At 62.6% G+C, this 22021-nt stretch carries 12 protein-coding genes and 5 pseudogenes; 6 read left to right on the top strand and 11 right to left on the bottom strand.

From position 1 onward, the window contains the following. Window positions 1-9 precede the first annotated feature (9 nt). Window positions 10-624 carry a 2-hydroxychromene-2-carboxylate isomerase gene (locus tag QIY50_25615; protein ID WGV20584.1) on the top strand — a complete coding sequence of 205 codons (615 nt, stop codon included), beginning with the start codon at window positions 10-12 and terminating at the stop codon, window positions 622-624. Window positions 625-762: 138 nt separating this feature from the next. Here QIY50_25615 and QIY50_25610 read toward each other — a convergent pair. The 4 genes and pseudogenes from QIY50_25610 to QIY50_25595 all read right to left on the bottom strand — a co-directional run bounded on the left by QIY50_25610 (window position 763) and on the right by QIY50_25595 (window position 4267). After that, window positions 763-1310 (bottom strand): annotated as a pseudogene (locus QIY50_25610) (cupin domain-containing protein). 81 nt (window positions 1311-1391) lie between these two features. Then, a pseudogene (locus QIY50_25605) lies at window positions 1392-2598 on the bottom strand (MFS transporter). An 86-nt stretch (window positions 2599-2684) separates the two neighbouring features. Beyond that, on the bottom strand, window positions 2685-3218 hold the full coding sequence (locus QIY50_25600; protein ID WGV20583.1) for a cytochrome b: 534 nt from the start codon (window positions 3216-3218) through the stop codon (window positions 2685-2687). Then, the gene (locus QIY50_25595; GenBank protein ID WGV23121.1) at window positions 3215-4267 is read right to left on the bottom strand and encodes a catalase family peroxidase; all 1053 of its coding nucleotides are present in this window, start codon (window positions 4265-4267) and stop codon (window positions 3215-3217) included. Before QIY50_25595 ends, QIY50_25600 begins: the two co-directional genes overlap by 4 nt. A 124-nt stretch (window positions 4268-4391) precedes the next feature. Here QIY50_25595 and QIY50_25590 point away from each other — a divergent pair, with 124 nt between their 5' ends. Together QIY50_25590 and QIY50_25585 are read left to right on the top strand one after the other, a co-directional pair. After that, window positions 4392-4913 carry a sigma-70 family RNA polymerase sigma factor gene (locus QIY50_25590; protein WGV20582.1) on the top strand — a complete coding sequence of 174 codons (522 nt, stop codon included), beginning with the start codon at window positions 4392-4394 and terminating at the stop codon, window positions 4911-4913. Continuing rightward, a pseudogene (locus QIY50_25585) lies at window positions 4910-5663 on the top strand (anti-sigma factor). The gene QIY50_25590 and the pseudogene QIY50_25585 overlap by 4 nt, the downstream one beginning before the upstream one ends. A gap of 167 nt (window positions 5664-5830) precedes the next feature. Here QIY50_25585 and xthA read toward each other — a convergent pair. After that, window positions 5831-6643, bottom strand: a complete 813-nt coding sequence (gene xthA, locus QIY50_25580; GenBank protein WGV20581.1) for an exodeoxyribonuclease III — start codon at window positions 6641-6643, stop codon at window positions 5831-5833. Window positions 6644-6775: 132 nt separating this feature from the next. Between xthA and QIY50_25575 the strand changes: the two genes are divergently transcribed. The 3 genes and pseudogenes from QIY50_25575 to QIY50_25565 all read left to right on the top strand — a co-directional run bounded on the left by QIY50_25575 (window position 6776) and on the right by QIY50_25565 (window position 12894). Beyond that, the gene (locus QIY50_25575; GenBank protein ID WGV20580.1) at window positions 6776-7426 is read left to right on the top strand and encodes a GNAT family N-acetyltransferase; all 651 of its coding nucleotides are present in this window, start codon (window positions 6776-6778) and stop codon (window positions 7424-7426) included. Between the two features lie 52 nt (window positions 7427-7478). Continuing rightward, entirely contained in the window at window positions 7479-9221 is a 1743-nt protein-coding gene (locus tag QIY50_25570) for an autotransporter assembly complex family protein (GenBank protein ID WGV23120.1), read from the top strand. After that, window positions 9218-12894 (top strand): annotated as a pseudogene (locus tag QIY50_25565) (translocation/assembly module TamB domain-containing protein). The gene QIY50_25570 and the pseudogene QIY50_25565 overlap by 4 nt, the downstream one beginning before the upstream one ends. Window positions 12895-13057: 163 nt before the next feature. Here QIY50_25565 and QIY50_25560 read toward each other — a convergent pair. The 6 genes and pseudogenes from QIY50_25560 to tssI all read right to left on the bottom strand — a co-directional run bounded on the left by QIY50_25560 (window position 13058) and on the right by tssI (window position 21948). After that, window positions 13058-13228 carry an RHS repeat protein gene (locus QIY50_25560; protein WGV20579.1) on the bottom strand — a complete coding sequence of 57 codons (171 nt, stop codon included), beginning with the start codon at window positions 13226-13228 and terminating at the stop codon, window positions 13058-13060. Next, entirely contained in the window at window positions 13197-13895 is a 699-nt protein-coding gene (locus QIY50_25555) for a hypothetical protein (GenBank protein WGV20578.1), read from the bottom strand. Before QIY50_25555 ends, QIY50_25560 begins: the two co-directional genes overlap by 32 nt. A gap of 150 nt (window positions 13896-14045) precedes the next feature. Further along, window positions 14046-14310 (bottom strand): annotated as a pseudogene (locus tag QIY50_25550) (PAAR domain-containing protein). Between the two features lie 178 nt (window positions 14311-14488). Next, window positions 14489-14749 (bottom strand): hypothetical protein, encoded by a 261-nt coding sequence (locus QIY50_25545; GenBank protein WGV20577.1) that lies wholly within the window; start codon window positions 14747-14749, stop codon window positions 14489-14491. Then, window positions 14746-19209, bottom strand: coding sequence for an RHS repeat-associated core domain-containing protein (locus tag QIY50_25540; GenBank protein WGV20576.1), 4464 nt, complete (start codon window positions 19207-19209; stop codon window positions 14746-14748). The genes QIY50_25545 and QIY50_25540 overlap by 4 nt, the downstream gene beginning before the upstream one ends. 300 nt (window positions 19210-19509) lie before the next feature. Then, window positions 19510-21948: a type VI secretion system tip protein TssI/VgrG gene (tssI, locus tag QIY50_25535; GenBank protein WGV20575.1), complete on the bottom strand. Its 2439-nt coding sequence runs from the start codon at window positions 21946-21948 to the stop codon at window positions 19510-19512. Between the last annotated feature and the right edge of the window lie 73 nt (window positions 21949-22021).

The raw sequence follows: 22021 nt of genomic DNA, 5'->3' as shown, positions 1-22021 counted from the left end.
ACCGTAACCATGCACAAGACTGTCGACTTCTTTTTTGACCTTGGTAGCCCGGCCAGCTACCTGGCCTGGACCCAGCTGCCTGAACTGTGTGCCCGCCAAGGGGCCACGCTGCGCTACCGGCCGATGCTGCTGGGCGGGGTTTTCCAGGCCACCGGCAATGCCTCGCCGGTCATGGTCCCGGCCAAGGGCCGTTACATGTTCACCGACCTGGCGCGCTTCGCCACCCGCTACGGGGTTCAGTTCGAGCTGCCGCCGGGGTTCCCGGTCAATACCTTGACCCTGATGCGCGGGGCAGTGGGCACTCAGCTGTGTTCGCCGGAGCGCTTCGAGGCGTTACTGGGGGTGCTGTTCAATGGCCTTTTCGTGCAGCGCCGCAACCTGGGCGATAGCGCCGTCCTCGACGATACGCTCAGCCAGGGCGGCTTTGACCCGCAGGCATTTCGCGCGCTGGCGGCTGATGAGGAGGTGAAGGCTGCGCTCAGGCACGCGACCGAAGAGGCTGTGGCGCGCGGGGTGTTTGGTGCGCCGACCTGCTTTGTCGGTGACCAGATGTTCTTCGGCCAGGACCGCCTGGACTTTGTCGAAGAGGCCCTGCGTGAGGGCGCAAGCAGCCGTTCCAGCTGAGTGCGTGTGGGAGCGGGCGTGCCCGCGAAGGCCCCCGCACGGTGCCTGGCACCGGCTGCGCCGGTGTTCGCGGGCATGCCCGCCTCACAAAGACCGCGTACGTCGGGGCTGGGAAAGGGCAGCCCCTTCACCACCCAATCAGAAGTTCGCCGGGGTATTGGCGCTGATGATCTCGGCCTCGTCCGGGCCGATGTTCTTGAAGCTGTGCGGCAGGGTGGTGGGGATGTAGTACCCGTCGCCCGAGTTGAGCACGCTCACCTGGCCATCGACCCACAACTCGACGGTGCCGCGGGTGACCAGGCCACACTCTTCGCCCTCGGCATGCACGATCGGTTCGCCCGAATCGGCACCCGGTGCATACAGTTCACGCAGCATGCGCATCTGCCGGCCTTCCACGCTGGCGCCAACCAGCAGCATGCGCAGGCCGTTGCGGCCCAGGTCTGGCTGTTCGCCGCCTCGGAACACGTAACGCTCTCTTCGCGCACCGGCTCGTCGAAACTGAAGAACTCCGCCAGGCTCATCGGAATGCCTTCGAGCAGTTTTTTCAGGGAGCTGACCGAAGGGCTGACGCGATTCTGCTCGATCTGCGAGATCGTCGAATTGGTCAGCCCGCTGCGGCGGGCCAGTTCCCGTTGGGAGAGGTTGTTGCGTTCACGCACCAGTTTGAGTCGCGTCCCCGTGTCCATAGCCGCCTTGTAATCAGAGGTGTCAATAATAATGAGCGATGCGCATTAAAACACACTCTGCACGCTTGCGCGCTGTGCTTGTCAGGGCCGCTGATCGCGCGGCATCGGCCATAAGCCGACCAGCAGCAACAGCGCCGCCACCGCCAGGAATGGCAAGCGTGGATCGAGCGCATAGGCCAGGGTGCCGGCCAGCGGCCCGATCACTGCGCCCATGCCCTGGGCAGCACCGATGGAGCCGGCCGTGGCGCCTTGCTCGGAGGCGTGCATGGCATTGGCCGCCAGCGCCGAAAACGCCGGGAAGACAAAGCCCATGCCAGCCGCCGCGACGAAATAGCAAACCCACAGCCAAGGCGCCGTGGTGGCCAGCGAGCCGCAGGCAAAACCCAGGGCCGAAACCGTGGCGCCAACCCGGATCATCTTCAACGGCGGCCATTCCAGCTGGCGCAGCAGCACCTGCGCCATGATCAGCGCCACACCTACCGTGGTCAGGGCGATGCCGGCGGCCTGGGCAGCTTCGGCAGGGCCCAGGTGCAGGCGGTCGAGGGCAAAGAAACCGACAATGATCTGCGATACCGTGACGCTGAGCATGGCGCTGAACGCGACCAGCAAGGGCCGGCGCAGGCGCGGGTCGTTCAGCCGCACCGGGCTGGGGGCATGGCTGTGCGGCAGCGCTTGCGGCTTGAGGGTGAACAGAAGGACCAGGAAGGCACTGGCCGGCAGCAGCGACATGATATGGAACGGCAGGCTCAGGCTATGCCGCGCCAGCAGCGCCGCCAGTGCCGGCCCAACCAACCAGGCCAACGGCATTGGCCGCACCCAGCGAGGCCATGGCCCGGGCGCGTCGTTGCGGTTCGACATGATCGGCGATCAGCGCATTGCAACCTACCGGGATAGCAGCATAGAAAGCGCCAATACAACCGCGCGCGACCATGAGGCCGATAAAGGCCAGGGTCGCCCCCGGCAGCCAGCGCAGCGCGCCTTCGACGAACAGGCACAGCAGCCAGTAGGCGAGGGTGAAGCCGGCGCTGCCCAGCAGCAGGATGCGCCGTCGGCCCAGGCGGTCTGCGGCGCGCCCCCAGGGCCGCGCCAGCAGTACCCAGATCACGCCCGCCACGGTCACGGCGGCACCAGCTTGCCAGGTGGCCATGCCGAGCTGGCGGGCGATCGGGCCGATCAGGGCGACGAAGGCCATCATCGACATGGTACACGCCATGTTGGCCAGCAGCAGGGGGCGCAAGTCCAGGGTGCTGGTGGGTGCGAGTGTGGCAGGATCCTTTGCGACATTCATAGGGCAGTCCAGGGTGGTATGGCGAATAGAAAAAGCCGATCTTGTTAGGAATCGTTATCGACTGTCGGCCCCTGGGCTGCCGAGCATCATTCGCTACGGCGCAGTGGGCCAGGCCACATGCTACGCAACACGCCATCGCGGCGCACCCACGCGTGCACCAATGCCGCGCCCACATGCACCAGCACCGTGGCGAACAGCAGGTAGCCGGCCCAGCCATGGGCCTGACGCAGCACGGCATACAGCTGCAGGTCATGCGGGGCGATCGCCGGCAAGCCCAGCGGGCGCGGGTAGCCACCAGCCGACAGCATGGCCCAGCCCAGCAGCGGCATGGCAAGCATCAGGCCATACAGCACCACGTGGGATGCCCCGGCGGCCCAGCGTTGCACGGTAGGCAGGTCGCGCGGCAGGGCCGGGTGGGGGAGTGCCAGGCGTACGCCGATGCGCAGCAGCACCAGTACCAGCAAGGCCAGGCCAGTCGCCTTGTGCAACCCGATCAGCACGGGGTGGCGCGGCGAAAGGTCGACAACCATGCTCACACCGATAAACAGCATCGCCAGGATCAGCACGGCCATCAGCCAGTGCAACAGGCGGGCGAGGGGATGGAAGGCGTCGGTTTTCATGGGTGGGCTCCGGTGTCGAGCGATTCGCGGCTGCGGCGGTTGAAGGATTCCGAGTAGGCGGCAGAACGGGCGGCAAGGATCGGGTCGGCGGAGGGCTGGATCCCATGAGGCAGGATCAGCGGGTCGAAGTTGAGGTCGCGGCAGGCGCCTTGCTCGGGGCCGTCGACCTGCTCCAGTACCAGCGTGCCGGCGTCCACGCTGCGCCGCTCGGCAGGCCAGGGGCTGGCAGGGTCGTCCACCGCATCGCCAGGTTCCGCCAGCACCAAGCGCAGGGTCCAGCGTAGCGGGCCTTGGGCCAGGCGTTGCTGCAGGTCATGCTGCAGGAACTGTTTGTCATCGACTTGGCCAGGCAGTGCGGCAAACGCTGTTTGCGGCTCCAGTTGCCAGCGCACGGGGTGAGCCGCGCCGCTTGCGTCGATCAGGCGAAAGGCGTTGATGCTGTGGTACTGCGTGCTGGCGAAGCTGTTGCTGGGCTTGTAGCCCGCCGCCCATTGGCGAAACGCCGCGCTCTCCGGGTGGGCGGCGAAAAACGCTTGCAGTTTGCCCGGGTCCGGTTTGCCGGTGGCCGGGTCTGGCGCCCCCGCCAGCACTTGCTCATAGAAGGCTTGTGGCGTGCTTACCGCCAGCACCGGCGGGTTGTTCATGCCAGTACGCCAGACCTGCCCGTCGTCGGTGCTCAGCTCGATGGCCAGGCTGCGCACCGGTATGCCGGTGTCCGGCGCGAACGGGTTGGCACCGCCGATGGCGAAACGGCCGGTCACTGGCACCCGCGGCTGGCTGAACGCCCGCGCCGTGGACAGGCTGGCGGCCTGCCCGCTGGGCTGGAAGTAGCCGCTGACGCACAGGCCTTTGGCGTGGTTCTTGCGGTAACCCGGGTAATGCCCGGCCTGGGCTTCGAAGGTGTCGATGATGCGCTGCGGGGTCAGGCGGGGCTCGCCGAGCCAGCCGGCGGCATAGGCAAAGGCGGCGCCCGCGCCCAGCACCACGGCGCCGATGGCGGCCAGGCGCAGGGCCTTGGCCGGGCCGTGCAGGGATGAGTTCATGGTGATGGTCCGGTTCAGTGAAGGTGCCGGTACGACGGCGCAGGGAAAAACTTATTCCCTCGCCGGGAATAAAATTTCCTCACAGGCGTCTGCCTCTTACACTGACAGCCTCAAAGGCCGGGACTTTGCCATGCATGATCTGGACGACCACCAGTGGCGCGAGCTGCTGGCCCGCCTGCGCCGCTTTGCCGTGTGGCTGACCCGTGAGTCGGGCAGCGCCGACGACCTGGTGCAGGCCACGGTCGAGCGGGCCTTGAGCCGGCGCGACCAGCAACGCGACGCCGATGCCCTGCGGGCCTGGCTGTTCACCATCCTGTATCGGCTGTTCCTCGACGGTAAGCGCCGCGAGCGCCTGCATGCGCGCTGGTTGTCCTGGTTCGGCCGCGCCGAGCGCGACGATGAGCCGGTCGGTGGCAACATCGAGGCGATTGTGCTGGCCCAGGCCGATTTGCAGGCCTTTGCCCGGCTCACGGCTGAGCAGCGGGCGTTGCTGCTGCTGGTCAGCATCGAAGGTTTGAGCTACAAGGAGGCCGCCCTGGCCCTGGGCATTCCGATCGGCACTGTGATGTCGCGCCTGTCGCGCGCCCGCAATGCCTTGCGCGAACTGACCGAGGGCAACCCACAGCCACCGGCCTTGCGGAGACTGAAATGACCCGCCTGATCCCCAGCGAAGATGAATTGCATGCTTATGTCGACGAACGCCTGGAGCCTGTGCGCCGGGCCGAGGTGCAGGCCTGGCTGGCGGCCAACCCGCAGGCTGCGGCCAAGGTAGAGGGCTGGCGTGCCGACGCTCGCCGCCTGCGTACGGCGCTGGCCGGGTTTGGCGATGTGCCAGGGGCTGCGCAGCTGGACCTGAGGCAGTTGCGCCGGCAATTGCGCCAACGCCGCCAACGGCGCTGGGCCACGGCGGCGGTGTTGTTGTTGGCGGTCGGTGTGGGCGGCCTGGGCGGCTGGCAGGTGCGCGACGCGACCTTGGCGCGTGGCGACCTGCCGATGGCAGATGCCGTCCAGGCGCACCGTTTGTTCGCCGGCAGCCAGGCCCTGGATATCCAGGCCAATGACCCGGGCCGGTTGCGCGACTGGCTGGGGCGCCATTTCAGCCGCGTGGGCCAGTTGCCGGACCTGGCGGGTTATGGCTTCAAACCGGTGGGCGCGCGCCTGCTCAGCAATGAGCAGGGGCCGGCGGCGTTGCTGGTGTTCGAGGATGCCAAGGGCCAGCGCATCAGCCTGTTCCTGCGCTCACCAGGTGATCACTATCGGCGCATGCCGGACGGGCATCGCGTGGATGGCCAGCTGGAGGCGAGGTATTGGTCGCATGGGGCCTACAACTTTGCTCTGGTGCAGCGCGGCGGACGATGTACGCGGGGCGGGGGTGGGGGAGGCGTTGCGGTTGGGGTTGTAAGCGAAGAAGGTTGCCTTTAACCCTTTTCACGCCTGTCATTTCGGGGCCGCTCTGCGGCCCATCGCCGGCAAGCCAGCTCCCACATTGTCCCGGCTAATTCACTGAGTTATGTGTAGTTCTGTGGGAGCTGGCTTGCCGGCGATGGGCTGCGTAGCAGCCCTGGGCGATCAGCTCAATTCCAGCCAGATCGGCGCATGGTCCGAGGGCTTTTCCATCCCGCGCAGTTCATAGTCCACACCCGCATCCTTGATCCGCGGCACCAGGTGCTGCGAGGCCATGATCAGGTCGATGCGCAGGCCGCGCTTGGGCTCGTCCTCGAAGCCGCGGCTGCGGTAGTCGAACCAGCTGAAGCGGTCGGTCACCTCCGGGTACAGATGGCGGAAGCTGTCCACCAACCCCCAGCCTTTCAAGCGTTCCATCCACTCGCGCTCTTCCGGCAGGAAGCTGCACTTGCCGGTCTTGAGCCAGCGCTTGGCGTTGTCCGGGCCGATGCCGATGTCGCAGTCCTGCGGCGAGATATTCATGTCGCCCATCACCAACAGTGGCTGGTCATTGCGGAACTGGCCTTCCAGCAGCGCCTGCAAGTCGCTGTAAAAGCGCTGCTTGGCTGGGAACTTGGTAGGGTGGTCACGGCTTTCACCTTGGGGGAAGTAGCCGTTCATGATGGTGATCGGGTTGCCTTCGGCATCGGCGAAGGTGCCCCAGATGAAGCGGCGCTGGGCGTCTTCCTCATCGCTGGCGAAGCCCTTGTACAGGCTCAGCGGCGCCTGGCGCGACAGCAGGGCCACGCCATAGTGGCCCTTCTGACCGTGGTAATGCACGTGGTAGCCCAGCGCCTGCACGTCGGCCAGCGGGAACTGATCGTCACTGACCTTGGTTTCCTGCAGGCCGATCACGTCCGGCTGGTGCTTTTCGATCAGCGCCGCCAACTGGTGCGGGCGGGCGCGCAGGCCGTTGATGTTGAAACAGACGATCTTCATGGAAAGACAATCCCGGTAAAAGGCGCGATGCTAGCCGACATCGCTTGCCATCACCAGCATGGCGGCTTCGGGAGGCTGCTGCTAACGTCCTTCCCAGGGCACCGTACGCCCATTCCAGGAGGACTGCCCGCAATGCCCGAAACCACTGCCGTTCCGGCCCGAGTCTGCCTGCTCGATGATGGCTACAGCCGCGAGGCGCGTTCGCTGTTGTACAACGCCTACCGTCATGAACCTACCTTCGCCTACATCTTCGAGGCCCAACGCCCAGGTTATGAGCAGCGCCTGCGGGTGATGGTGCGCGAATGGGTACGCCAGCATTTCTACCTGCAGTTGCCTGCCATTGGCCTGCTGCTGGAGGACCGCCTGATCGCCCTGGCGCTGATCGTGCCGCCGCTGCGCAGGCTGGGGGTGGCCGACAGCTGGGCCTGGCGCCTGCGCATGGTATTGGGTACCGGCCTGCGCTGCACACGCCGCTACATGGACTACCAGGCCGCCCTGGCCAGCTGCCTGCCCACCGACCAGGTGCATGTGCTGCCGCTGTTGGGCGTGCACCCGAAATTTCAGGGCAAGCACTACGGTGAGCAATTGTTACAAGCTGTTCATGACTGGTGCGCAGACGACCCTGGCACCCAAGGTGTGGTGCTGGACACCGGCAACGAGCACTACCTGGCCTTTTACCAACGCCAGGGTTATGAGGAAATTGGCGAGGTAGCTGTAGGACCAATCCGGGAGAGGGTGTTCTTCCATCCCAATCCGGTCTCCTCCAGTTCTGCTTTTGCGTAAGCAGACCGTGCGGCGGCTCCCATGAGCGCCCGGCTCTGGTAGCATGCGCCGCATGACGTATTCAGGAAGATTGACCTGGGGCCTGGTTATCTGGGCCGCCAGTTTCGCAGCATGGGGCCAGAGCGAGTTGCTGGTAAAGGTCAAACCGGCCAACAAAGCGCTCAAGGCCAATGTCGAAGGCTATATCGGTACCCTTGGCAACCGCGATGAAGAAGCACTGCTTCGTTTCAGTCGCGGCGCCCAGGAGCAGGCGCGCAAAGCCGCGCAGGCACTTGGCTACTACCAGGCGCAGATCGACACCGAGGTCAAGCCCGCCAGCGAGGCTGACCGTTCCCCGCAACTGATCATCACCATCGACCCCGGCGAGCCAATTCGCCTGCGCAACGTGACCGTGCGCATCGAAGGCCCCGCCAGCGAGATGAAAGCCTTTCGCGTGCCCGACAGCAAGGCCCTGCGCGCGGGCGAACAGCTCAACCACGGCCATTACGAAGATGCCAAGCGGCTGATCCAGAATCAGGCGTCGCGCTACGGCTTCTTCAGCGGGCGTTTCAGCCGCCAGCGCCTGGCGGTCGACCCCCAGGCCGGGGTGGCCGATATCGAGCTGGTCTACCAGAGCGGCCCGCGCTATCACCTGGGCGCCGTCACCTTCGGTGGCGACACACCGCTGGACGACGACCTGCTGCAGCGCATGGTCTCGTTCAAGCCGGGTACGCCTTACGACTCGGAACTGATCGCCGAGCTGAACAATGACCTGCAATCGAGCGGCTACTTCGAAGGCGTGCGCGTGGATGCTGCGCCCACCGCCGCCGTGGGCGAAGAAATCCCGGTGGATGTCCGCCTGGAAACCCGCAAGCCGCGCACCATGGGCCTGGGCCTGGGCTTCTCGACCGACGTCGGGCCACGCGGCAAGGCCAACTGGACCCGCCACTGGGTCAACCCGCAGGGCCATAGCTACGGCTGGGAAACCGAACTGTCGGCACCCCGGCAGAACGTCGGCCTTTGGTACGACATCCCCCTCGACCCGCCGCTGACCGACAAGTTGCGCTTTGCCGGCGGCTACCAGAACGAAGAAATTGCCGGCACCGATACCCTCAGCAAGCTGCTGACGGTGGGCCCTGAGTGGCACAGCAAGCTGCCCAGCGGCTGGCAGCGGGTGATTTCTCTCAAGTACCAGCGCGAGGAGTACCGCCTGGGTGATGACTCCGGGCTGAGCAACCTGTTGATGCCCGGGGTGAGTTACGCCTTCCTGCGCAGTGACAACCGTATCGACCCGCATAACGGTTACCGTCTGCAGTTCGATGTGCAGGCGGCCAAGGAAGGGCTGGTCTCCGACACCAACCTGCTGCATGGCAATGTGCTGCTCAAGGGCCTGACCACCCTTGGCCATAACCACCGCCTGCTCGGCCGGGTGCAGTTCGGTGGCAGCGCGACCAATGGCTTCAAGAACAACATTCCGCCGTCGCTGCGCTTTTTCGCCGGTGGCGACCAGAGCGTGCGTGGCTACGACTACCAGACCCTGTCGCCGAAGAACAGCGATGGCGACCGCATTGGCGGGCGCTATCTGGTCGCCGGCAGTGTCGAGTACCAGTATTCGCTGACCGAAAAGTGGCGGCTGGCTACCTTCGTCGACCAGGGCAACTCGTTCAATGACCTGGAGCTCCCAAGCCTCAAGACCGGTGTCGGTTTTGGCGTGCGCTGGGTGTCGCCGGTCGGGCCGCTGCGCCTGGACCTGGCCAAGGCGCTGGACGATGAAGGAGGAATTCGCCTGCACTTTTCCATGGGGCCTGAGCTGTGAAACGCGTGACCAAGTACATCCTGGCGGGCCTGCTCGGGGCAGCCGCAAGCCTTGGCCTGGCACTCGGCCTGCTTCTTGGGACCGAAGCCGGCAGCCGCTGGGTGCTGGGCAAGGTGCCGGGGCTTGAGGTGGCTGACTTCCAGGGGCGCCTGGCCGGAAGCTGGCAAGCCAGCCGGCTGAGCTGGGCCGATGCCGGCAACACAGTGGAGGTACAGGCACCGCTGCTGGCCTGGTCGCCGGCATGCCTGCTGCGCTCTACCTTGTGCATTGACCACTTGCAGGCGCAGCGCATTGACATGGCCTTTACACCCAGCGCCGAATCGGCCGACAGCGGCCCGTTGCAGTTGCCGGCCCTGCGCTTGCCGCTGGCCATCGAACTGGGTGAGGTCAAGGTTGGCCAGTTGCGCATGGATGGCAGCGACCTGCTTGGCGACCTGGAACTGCAGGCGCACTGGACCAATTCCGGGCTGCGCATCGACAGCCTGCACCTGCAGCGCGATGACCTGCAACTGAACCTGCAGGGTGACCTGCAGCCTGAAGCCGACTGGCCAGTGCAACTTCAGGCGCAGCTGCAACTGCCCGCAGTAGACGGCAAACCGTGGCAGCTGGCGTTGACCGCCACCGGCGAGTTGCAGAAGACCCTGAAACTCGCCGGCACCAGCAGCGGTTACCTCGACGCCACGCTGAGCGGGCAATTGCAGGCGTTGGCGGAGCACTTGCCGGCGACCTTGCAGATCCGCGCCGAGGCATTCAAGCCGGCTGCCTCGTTACCTGACACTTTGCAGTTCAACCAGCTCAAGCTCGATGCCAGCGGCGATCTGCTCAAGGGCTATCAACTGTCGGGGGCGGCCAGCCTGCCGGCCGAGCAGTCGCCGATCGCCTTGCTGTTGTCCGGGCTGGTAGACAGCAAAGGCGCCAGGCTCGATGCCCTGGACCTGAACGCCAGCGATACCCAGCGGGTCAGGTTGCAAGCCACGGCTGACTGGCAGCAAGGCCTGGTTGCCGACGCCCAATTGGACTGGCAGGACTTCCCGTGGCTGCGCCTGTATCCACTGGAAACGCCGCCGGAGGTCGCACTCAAGCGCTTCATGGCCCAGGTGCATTATCGCGATGGCAACTACCAGGGCACCTTCAATGGCGACCTGGATGGCCCGGCCGGCGCGTTCAGCCTGGCCAGCCCGTTCGAAGGTGACCTGAGCCAGGTGAAGCTGCCGCAGTTGGCGCTGAGTGCCGGGCAAGGCAAGGCTGCCGGCAGTGTCGCCGTGCGCTTTGCCGACACCCTGGCATGGGATGTCGACCTGCAGTTGTCGGCGCTCGACCCGGCCTATTGGCTGGCCGAGCTGCCGGGCACCCTGGCGGGGCCGCTGCGCAGCAAAGGCGACAATGAAAGGCGACGCCCTGAGCCTCGATGCCCAGCTTGACCTGAAAGGCCGTTTGCGCGGCCAGCCGGCAATGCTCAAGGTGGAGGCCCAAGGGGCAGGGCAGAGCTGGACCTTGGGCGCGCTGGCAATCCAGCTGGGGGATAACCGCATCAATGGCAGTGGCAGCCTGCAGCAACGCCTGGCCGGGCGGGTCGACCTCGACCTGCCGCGCCTGGGCCAGTTGTGGCCAAGGTTGCAGGGCCAGGCCAAGGGCCGGCTGGATGTCGCCGGCACCTTGCAGGCTCCGCAAGGTACGCTGACCCTGCAGGGCCAACGGCTGGCCCAGGCGGAAAACCGCTTGCAGCAGCTGGACCTGGATGCCCGCCTGGACAACGCCCAGCGCGGCGTGATCGAGCTCAAGGCCAGCGGCATTCACCTGGGTGACACGGCATTGGGCACCTTGCAGGCCAACGGCAAAGGCGACATTCGCCAGCAAGCGCTGACCCTGGCGCTGGATGGCCCGCAACTCAAGCTCGACCTCGGCCTTGATGGGCAGCTGAACAATGGCGACTGGCGTGGGCGCCTGGCCAGCGGGCGGGTCCAGGCCGGCGGCCAGGACTGGCAGTTACAGGCGCCGGCGCGCCTGCAGCGGCTGGCCAGCGGGCAGCTGGACTTTGCTGCGCATTGCTGGCGCTCCGGCCAGGCCAGCTTGTGTGGCGACGACCAGCGCCTGGCCCCCGAGCCACGCTTGCGCTACCACCTTAAGCAATTCCCGCTGGACAGCCTGGCCCAGTGGCTGCCGAAGGACTTCGCCTGGCAGGGCCTGCTCAATGCCGACATCAATCTGGACATCCCGGCCAGTGGCCCCAAGGGCAACATCGTTGTCGACGCCAGTGGCGGTACCCTGCGCGTGCGCGACAAGGACCGCTGGCTCGACTTCCCGTACCAGGCGCTGCGCCTGGACAGCACGCTGGCGCCACGGCGCATCGATACCCGCCTGGCGTTCCGCGGCGAGCGCCTCGGGCGAGCTGAACGTCAACACGCGCCTTGATCCACTGGGCAAGAACAAGCCGCTGTCGGGTGATTTCCGCCTGGCCGGCCTCGACCTGTCGGTGGCGCGCCCGTTCGTGCCGATGGTCGAGCGCCTCGCCGGACAGCTCAATGGCAGTGGCCGGTTGTCGGGCACCTTGCTGGCACCCCAGGTCAACGGCAATCTGATGCTCAGCGGCGGCGAAGTCAGTGGCGCCGAGCTGCCGGTCAGCCTCAAGGACCTGTCATTGCAGGCCTTGATTGCCGGCGAGCAGGTACAGCTCGATGGCGGATGGCGCAGTGGCGAGGCGGGGCGTGGCCAGTTGAGTGGCAACCTCACCTGGGGCCAGGCGTTGGGCATGGACTTGCGCCTGCAAGGCCAGCAGCTGCCCGTCACGGTCGAGCCCTATGCGACACTGGAGGTTGCCCCCGACCTGAGCTTGCGCCTGATCGACGACAAGCTGGCGGTGACCGGCAAGGTGCAGGTGCCCAAGGGCACGATCACTGTACGCGAGCTGCCACCGTCCACGGTCAAGGTCTCTGATGACACGGTGATCGTCGGCCACCAGACCGAAGAGGGCAAGCCACCCATGGCGATGGCCATGGACATCGATGTCGAGGTGGGCCGCGACAAGCTTTCGTTCAGCGGCTTTGGTCTCACGGCCAACCTGCTGGGCCATGTGCACATCGGCGACAACCTCGACACCCGTGGCGAGCTGAGCCTGGCTGACGGCCGCTACCGTGCCTACGGCCAGCGCCTGACCATCCGCCGTGCGCGGCTGCTGTTCGCAGGCCCGATCGATCAGCCGTACCTGGACATTGAAGCGATTCGCAAGGTCGACGACGTGATTGCCGGTATTCGCCTGAGCGGCAGCGCCGAGCAGCCCACCAGCAAAGTGTTCTCGGAACCGGCCATGAGCCAGGAGCAGGCGCTGTCGTACCTGGTACTGGGGCGGCCTCTGGGCGCCTCCGGCGAGGACAACAACATGCTCGCCGAGGCAGCCTTGGGCCTGGGCCTGGCAGGTAGCGCCGGCATCACCGGTAGCCTGGCCTCGAGCCTGGGCATCGATGACTTCCAGCTGGACACCGAAGGTTCGGGCAATACCACCAGCGTGGTCGCCAGTGGCAACCTCACCGAGAAACTGAGCCTGCGCTACGGGGTGGGGGTGTTCGAGCCCGCGAACACCATTGCATTGCGCTACAAGCTGAGCAAGAAGGTCTATCTCGAGGCGGCCAGCGGGCTGGCCAGCTCACTGGATATCTTCTACAAAAGGGATTTCTAGTGTGCTGTTTCGCAAATGGCGCAGTGGCGAGTCAGGCTGCGTCATAGAGCCACGGCAGCTTGCAGGCCTTGTTCTCAGCGAGTAGCAACCTGCCGTTGCCGTCGTAAACGAATGCCTTGCTGTTGTTCTCGTTGTGCGGGCGCACGAGCTGACCGAGCTATTCTCAGTGAAAGGTGAGGGTGGTGTCATTGGAGTTGTGGCGTTGATAAATCAACCCGGCTTCGTTGTAGGTCCACCGGATACGTCGGTAAAGGGCATCGGTATGGCTGAGCAAGCGGCCTTCGGCGTCACGCTCGAAGTGCTCACAGGTCTTGTCCAGGTGGACGAGTAGCACCAGCTGGCCCGCTTCGTACTGGTGTGACCTCACCGGCGGTGTTGATCAGTTTGGCCAGTTGGCCCGCTGCGTCGTACTTCCATTGAGTGGTCTTGCCCGAGCAATCGGTATAGCTGATCAGCTGCCCGTCGCGGTTGTACGCCAGTTTTTTCTCACCACCGTTGGCGTCGGTGATGGCAATGGGCAGGTTGTCGCTGTTGTAGGTGTAGAGGGTTCTGTTCTCCAGCGGATCCTGGGTTTCGATGATGTTGCCGCGCTGGTCGTAGTCGTATCCGCCATAATCCCCCTCGGCATCCCGTGTTTTAAAACGTTGGTCGAGGTCATCGTAGGCGTGGTGGACCGAGGTGCCATCTGGTCGTGTGTGCTGCAGCAGGTTGCTGCGCTCATCGTAGGCATAGTGGTCAACGCTGCCGTCGGGGTGCACATGTTGGACCACGTTCATGGCATCGTCGCGGAAGAGCCACTCCTCGTTGCCGTCGGGGTGGACGATGCGGTAGGTGTAGCCTTGAATGTTGTAGTAGTGCTTGGTTTCGTTGCCCAGGGTGTCCGTGACGTAGGTAAGGCGAATGTGCTTGTCCCACTCCAGGCGCACCTCATAGCTGCCATCGTCTGCCCATTCGTGGATGGCTTTGGCATCCGGTCCTTCACCCAGCCATTCCAGGTTCATTGCCCGGCTTCCGTTTGAAGCCATCGTCGGGTCACCTTCCAACGGCACACGAGTAAGACTGATCAGGTCGTGATCGGAGGCCGGGAGCGGCGGCAACAGACAATACTGCTGGGATGTCTGTTGCTCGCCTGCTCCAATTGCCGAGTTGGCTCAGCTATGGACACTGCCGTGTGAGGCGCTGGCAATCAAGCTTGCCCCGCATGCGGTCATTCATGCCATCCAGCGCGACGGGCACCTCGTTGACGCGGTAGGTGTCACTGCCCTCGACGATGGGAAACTCGCCTTTGCATAGAGGGCAGAAAACCATGTTGCCTTTGCCAGCCATTGGTTTACCGTTGAGGTTGGTGTGGGCAATGGCGTCAATGACCGTTCCTCCGTGGTCGGATGAGTCGCCGAGTCGAACGATCTTTTTCATGTGCCTGAACCTATGTTGATGGTGATTGGTAGTTAGCTTAGAGCGAATGATCCTTGGGATCAGTTTATTGTTTCGGTGGTCATCCGCAGTATTCATCGGAGCCGCTCTTGCGCGGATGCCACCTAGGGCTGTACTAGAAGTATGTGGCCCCGCAACCATCTTGGTGGTCGGAGCGCACCTAGATGGGGTCTGAGTTAACCTTGAATTTATCGGTCAAAACTATATCGACGTGGTGGTCATATGAGAAATTTGACGAAAAATCCTGAAGGTGGACGTGCTCGACGTCGTTAGTCTCCATCTCGTAGGCTGCATTGATTAGGAATACACCAAGGGTACGGATCATCGCTGCAGATGCAAGTATGGATATTTCGTCCAGCTTTAAGAGTTTGTCACTACCGGGTTCCGTGCCCCAGGCTTTAATTTCGTCAAGCTTGATCATAGGTTAAATCCTTTATTTCTAAGGAAATCTTTCTCGGTTCGCGTGAGCTCAGTGGTGCTTCCGCGTGATTTATGGCTCTGAGAACCATCCATGTTTACAACGACTTCTCTTTTTCTGCTCTTGCACTGGCAATGAGCATGGACTTGTTGGTCTGTGTTTTCAACGTGTGGTGGATCTATTCTAATCCGCCCATTTCCCACGGCAACCCATTGGCCGGAGCGAGCAAGACCCAGGGGGTCGATCCATTGAGTTGGGTTGGGAGCGTACTGATATATATTTATTCCCCCCAAAAATCTTATCGGATCTTTTCCGGCGAAACGGCCAATTTCGGGGTCGTAATAGCGATGACGGTTGTAATGTAGTTTTGTCTCGTTATCACAATATTGCCCCTGGAAGCGTAGCGGATTCCCAAATTTAGCTGCTTGAACTGCGTCTTTCCGCACCTCTTCAGCAAACCCCCACGCTTTAAAGGCTCCGCTCCAGGCTATCTGCCCATCTTCGTCAGTCAGCTCCATAGGCGTACCGAGCTTATCGCATTGATACCAAACAAACGCTTCAATCGGCCCTGCTTTGGGCTTGTGCAGCCAGATCGGATCTCTATCGATGCTGTAATGATCTCCATACAGGGGCTGTGGTAGGAGGTCCAAGACAGTATTGGTCACAGCTTGAGCTACAGGTATGAACGTCCCTGGCTCAAACACATAGTGAGTGGTGCTGCCACCCCGTTCCTTCTGATCACGGCACTCCGTGGCAAGCGTGTCGCCGTCCCAGGTAAACCAGGTGAATCCGCAGCCCAGTTCCTCATCCCGCTGCCGTCGAGCGTTCTCGTTCCACAATGGCCCTGCCTGAGGCCGATCCCGGTACTTGGCGCGTGAGTTCTTGTATAGACGACGGCCCAATGCGTCATAGGCGAAACTGACGATCAGCCGATCATCTTCATAACGCCGCAGCCGGTTGTAGAGGTCCCACGTGAAATGACCTGTCTTGCCGTTCTCGATCCGCTCCAGCAGGTTGCCACGTTCATCGTATCGATATTGCGTGCCGCAGTAGCTGCGTAGCACGTTGTCGTTGATCTTGCGCGGCGAGTGCGGGTTCGGTCCAGGCGGCGCGTCGGGGTCCAGCAGGTTGCTCGCCGGGTCGAAGGCGAATGTCTCCTTGCTGTAGTTGTGGGTGGCTTCGAGCAGTCGGCCCACCGGGTCGTATCGGTAGTACGTGTCACCCCGGTTCAGATCGTTGACGTGGGTAAGCTGACCGCTCTCGTCGTATCGATAATTGCGAGCCGCGATGCGCTTGGTAGCACCTCGGGGCGCCAGGGTCTGTTCGAGCAGTTGGTCATTCGCGGTCCAGGTTTGACGCTGAACCAGGCCATTGCCTTGTTCGCGGCCAATCTCCCGGTGCAGGTCATCGCGCTGGTAGCTGAGCAGTTCGCGATCATCGAACTTGAGGCCAAGCAGGTGCCCGCTGCCATAGGTAAGCCAACTGACCCTATGGCCATCCGGCCGCGTGGTGGCAACCCGCAGATTCAGGGCGTCGTATTCGTGGGTGAATACGGCGACCTTGGGCTGCTGCATGTACTTGAAGTGCTGGTGCTCACGGGTATTGTTGCCCGCAAGATCGTAGAACCACTGCAGTTTGCAGTCCTTGTTCTCGGCGAGCAGCAGTCTACCGTTCCCGTCGTAAGCGAAGGTTTCGGTTTCCCACTCTTTGCCGCCACGCTGCCCAGCGTTGCTTTCGACCAAGCGGCCCATGGGGTCGTAGTCGAAGTGCGTGATGCGGTCGCCATCGAGGCGGCGCGTGGGGAGGTCACTGCCGTTGTCGTATAGGTAATCGGTGGCTTGCTTGTCGAAGCCTGTCTCCTTGAGCAAACGGCCTACGGGGTCGTAGGCGAAGGTGGCTTCGCTGTTGTTCTCGTTGCGCAGGCGCACCAGCTGGCCGAGCTTGTCCCAGTGGTAGGTGAGGGTGGCGTCGTTGGGGTTGTGGCGCTGATGAATCAACCCGGCTTCGTTATAGTCCCAGCGCGTACGGCGATGCAGGGCGTCGGTGAAGCTGAGCAGCCGGCCTTCAGCATCGTATTCGAAGCGATCTCGGGTCTGGTCCGGATGGACGACACTGGTGAGGTGCCCTGCGGCGTAGTGATACTCGGTTACCTCACCAGCAGCGTTGATAAGCTTGGTGAGTTGGCCGAGCGCGTCGTACTTCCACTGAGTCGTTTTGCCAGAGCAGTCGGTGTAGCTAGCCAGTTGACCGTCATGGTTGTACGTGAGCTTTTTCTCGCCCCCGTTGGCATCGATGATGGCAATGGGCAGGTTGTCGCTGTTGTAGGTGTACTGGGTCTTGTTCTCCAGTGGGTCTATGGCTTCGATGATGTTGCCGCGTTGGTCGTAGTCATACCGCCATAATCCCCCCTCGGCATCCCGTGTTTTAAAGCGTTGGTCGAGGTCATCGTAGGCGTGGTGGACCGAGGTGCCGTCTGGTCGCGTGTGCTGCAATAGGTTGCTGCGCTCATCGTAGGCATAGTGGTCAACGCTGCCGTCGCGGTGCACATGTTGGACCACGTTCATGGCATCGTCGCGGAACAGCCACTCCTCGTTGCCGTCGGGGTGGACGATGCGATAGGTGTAGCCCTGAATGTTGTAATAGTGCTTGGTTTCGTTGCCCAGGGCGTCCGTGACGTAGGTAAGGCGGATGTGCTTGTCCCACTCCAGGCGCACCTCATAGCTGCCATCGTCTGCCCATTCGTGGACGGCTTTGGCATCCGGTCCTTCACCCAGCCATTCCAGGTTCATCGCCCGGCCAGTCCTGTCGGTGTACCGAGTGATCAAGTGGTGCCGATATTCGTAGTTCCACTGCCTGCCATGCTCATCAAGAGCAGTTGTCAGGTCTCCTTCGTCGCTGTAGCGATAGGCTGCCAGCTGCCGAACCGGCTCTCCCGCCTTCATCAACCACAAGCTCTCGATGCGTCCAGTACGATCAATTAGAGTTTGGATGTGTTGATGGGGCTGGTCGTTCTGATAGGTCAGCAGATCAGAGAGGACCTGGGTTCCTTCATGCGAATGCTCGTAGTGAAGGGCAATGCTGGCTCCGCCGCGCTGGCGCATGCGGATGAGTCTAAAAACGTCGCCGACCCGCTCATACTGCTCTTCGAGCGCATGTCCTCTGGCGAGTGAGAGCGTTCGCTCGCCCGTCCGAACGAGTACGACTTCTTCAACGGGGTCATGGTGGAATTTTCCGACTTTGGGCAGTGGGTAGCTGTGGGAGCGACCATCGGCAGCCTGGTAGCACAGTGCTTCATCGGTGACTTCAAAGTAGACGGTGAACGGAGATATCCATCGTGCACCCAATGGGCCACCATCAAGGGCGGACTGACTGGATCGGTAGTTGCGCGCCCACGAAACTGGAAAGGGTCCAGGAAGCGTAAAATCAGTGTGAATTAACTGTTCAGAGCCGCGCGCGAAAGTGATGTTGTGGCATGTACTAGCGCAGGCGCCATTCTTCTCGGGCTTTGCATCCTGCCTCGGGCCAGGCTGCCTGTTGATCGCGCCCAGTTCGTTCTGACGACTAACCCCTCTGGCTTGCCTTATGCCGGTTGGAGGAACACTGGTATTGAGCTGAGCACGTTTGCGCCCAGCGGCGTTTCGCAGCATTAATAGGATGTGGCCAATGCTGTTGGTTACTTGAGCGTTGCCAAGGTCCTTAAGATTTCGCTCCACCTCGGTAGCAAGGTGTCGAAGTAATGCAACGTATTTGAAGCCAATTGCTTTTATGTAAGGGGGGATCAGTCTCGATAAGCTATTGAGCGCCGCAACGGTAGCGACTTCCAGCGGAAGCGTCGCATGTTTTGCAATCTCCTCCAGCCACGATAGATCGTCGCTTTTGGTTGCCGGCGCATGCTTCAGCTGTCCTTTCAGGAAGTCGTCGATACCCTTGGCGATCGTAAGCATCAATGTCTTCGCAGACGCGCCGCATTTCGCAAGCATTTGCGACAGTTCGGCTTCTGCGAAGGCGACGAAGTTCTCCAGCTCGCCGAGGATTGTCGCGTTCAAGTGTCCGGTCAGAACGGTTACTATGGTTTCGCCGATTGCTGCTTTCGGATTTGCTTTGACCTGCTGCTTGGCTAGGTGCAGGGCAGGTCTTAGGCTCTTTCTTGCAAAGGCCATCACGGGCGGGACTGGAATTACGCCTATCAGGTTTATGCCGAGGCTGACCCAGTCGAGCAGCGTTCTGTTTTCGTTCTCTGCGAGCGTGATCAAATCGCTGACGGCGTCTACAGCCGCCATGATGTTGTTAGCGATGGGAATGAACTCAGCCGCCATCTTCAGATCGGCGAGGGTCAGCCTGTTTTCGCTGAGTTGCCTGAGCCAGAGGTCAACATTGTTCGCACTTTCTTCAATGTCTTCCGGGGGGATCTCTCTGATAGGTGCGACGGCCGTCTCGTGTGGACGTGTGGAAGGTGCGGTCATAGTCGTGTTTTCCCCGCGGCGGCGGTGACTAAGGTCTCCAGTTCTTCGGAGGCGCGGTTCACAAGGGGTTGGTTGAGCAGCCCCTTGGCTATCGAGGAATTGGGGGATGCAGCATTCGAGAGGACTGCAGTTGCAACCTGCTCGACCGCCCTGGCTGCGAGCTCAGCGGTTTTCGAACTAACTGCAGCATCGCTAGGCTCTTTGATCTCGCTCGCTGGCGACCATGTGTCAGTCGGATCCTTGCCCAATGTCACCTTGGCCGGTCCAGCAGCGAGCCCGGCCACGCTAGCGAATCCCTCGCTATCCAGCTTTCCTGTAAACACCCGACCCAATGCATCTTCGACGCGGTAGTCCGCCATCTCGTAGGCATGGCGGCTCGCATAGTGCTGAAACAGATTCCAGATTGCCCTGGCCCGCCTTGATCTCGTCGGGAAACGCTGCTGCTTCGCTCTTCGAGCCTTTGTAGATGAAGTCAGTCGCGTGCGCGGTGTACTGGCCCGCCGTGGCATGCACGATGCCGCCCGCGTTGTAGGTTGTGCTGCTGCCTCCGGCCTGGATCACCAGTTCCTCCTTGGCACTGAGGGTGATGCGTTCGGCGGTGACGCTGACCTTGAGCTTGGCCAGCAAATTGATGTTGTCTTTCAGGGCGCGCAGATCGATGTCGCCGGAAGCGGCCACCAAACGCCACCCCATGCTTTGCACGAACTGCCGCACGCCACGGCTAGCACTGATCAGCAAGCGTTTGCCGATGGCCATGCTAGTGTGGCCACCCGTGCTCAAACCCAGGTGTTCGCCGCTGGCAATATGGGTTGATTCAGGTGTGCTGGTGGCGATTCCGGTTGGGCTGGCAAGCACCAGGTGCGGGTCGGCCAGCTCAGGAAAACGGTTGCTTTCAGGGTTGCCGCCGCTGCCGCGAATAGCGCTGTGTTGTGCCTTGAGGGCGTCGCCCACTTCATCCTGATCGCCGCCTTCCTGGGCGAGGTGGTCGCGGGCTTCATTGGCAAAGGTGGTGTGATACTCCTGAGCAGTTTTAAGGCGCTCGGCGGTTTCGGCGAGGTCCGTATGGTGTTCACTGGCGCGAGCGCGAGCTTCGGTCGTCAGCAGCAGCCCACCACCAGCACGCACCACACCGTGGGTATCGGTGCGTAGCTCGAACCCCTGTCCACGAGGCTTGCCGCCAAAGTGGCGGGGGTGGGTCAGGTAGCCGAGGTTTAATGCCGAATGATCGTGATCACTCATCAAGGCGGCGCTGATCTGCCCGGTGGTGTCGTCCAGCCGCAATTCGTTATGGCGCTTGCCGTGGTGCTCTTTGCTGCGAATCGGGCTCACCGCCTTGAATTCGGGGAGTCGGTATGGTGGGCGGTTGACGGTGTGATAGCTGCGCCCAGTGATCATCGGCTGGTCGGGATCACCGTTGAGGAAACTGACCACCACTTCCTGGCCGATGCGCGGAATGGCCATGTGGCCCCAGGTCGCACCGGCCCAGGCTTGGGTGACCCGCACCCAGCACGAGCTTTTGTCGTCGTCCTGGCCGAAGCGATCCCAGGGAAACTGCACCCGCACACGGCCATGCTCGTCACAGTAGATTTCCTCACCCGGCGGGCCGACCACCTTGGCCATCTGCGGGCCTTCGATCACAGGTTTGGGGCGGGCGGGAGCATGCCATTCGACCTGCGCCGGAATCAGGGTGGCGGTCGACGTGTAGGACGTACCGACCTCGGCCTCAGCCGCGTCCTCTTCCAGTGCGGTGAACTGGCGGCCCGTGTGCGTGATGCGCAGGGGGCGCCAGAGGATGTTCATGTCCTCTCGGGCATGGCCGGTCAGCTGAAAGGCGATACCCGGTTGCAAGCGGGCATCGTCACCTTCGACCTCGGCCACGCGCGCATCACTGAACAACGCATCAATCTTGGTCTGGGTGAATGGCTTGCCAGCGTTATCGTGCTTGTAGCGGCCGGGGTAGTCGTAACGTTCGTAATCGCTGCTTTGGCTGCCCATCTCCCGAGGGAACATGGTGTGCTCATGGTTGTAGCGCGGGTGGGTGAAGGTGTAGTCGCGCTGGACCTGGCGGCTGCTGCGCACTTGCTCGCGGTAGGCAAAGTGGTGCAGGCAGGGCTGCTGCTCGGTGCCGCCACGGTTGGCGACGTACAGCACCGGCTCACCTTCCAGACTGCCGAACTGGTTGATCCTGTCTGCCTGCATCAGGCCATGGCTGCCTTCGCTGTGCTCGAAGATTGAAATCAAACCTTCCTCGGCCGACAGGCGCCAGAAGAAATCCAGGTCCAGGTCGCCGGCCTGCACGCAGAACTCGCGGCTTTGGTGCGGGTTGACCATGTACTGGGTCAACGTGCCCCACTGGCGTTCGCGGAACAGGTCCTCCAGCAGTTGCGGGATTGGCCGGTGCTGGAAGATCCGCCAGTCCGATTGCAGGCCGGCGCGGGCCAGTTGCGGTTCGATCACGGCGCGGTAGCGGGTGCGGCGGTGGCCAGTCTTGCCTTGCTCGAAGCTGCTGATCAAGCCGTGCACATGGCGCACCGCCTCATCACGTTGCCAGATGGTCAAAGCGGCGGGCTGGTCGAGGAGGGTGGCAAAGTCGGCGTCGTCCGATTCGCTGACCAATTCAAGGGTCAGTCGGTACAGTTCGCTGATCCCTTCCTTCAATTCGAAGGACACCACGTCAAATGCTATTGCCTCGTCGGCGGGCGTGCTGAAGGTAAAACGCACATCGTTCAAGTTGCTCATGCAGACTCCTGCTGTTCATCCTTTCGGGCAGGTTCATGGAGCCGAACGCGCTATAAAACGCGCGGCGTAAGTG

The organism is Pseudomonas putida (assembly GCA_029953615.1).
Taxonomy (GTDB): domain Bacteria; phylum Pseudomonadota; class Gammaproteobacteria; order Pseudomonadales; family Pseudomonadaceae; genus Aquipseudomonas.
This window is presented reverse-complemented; position numbering and strand designations above follow the sequence as displayed.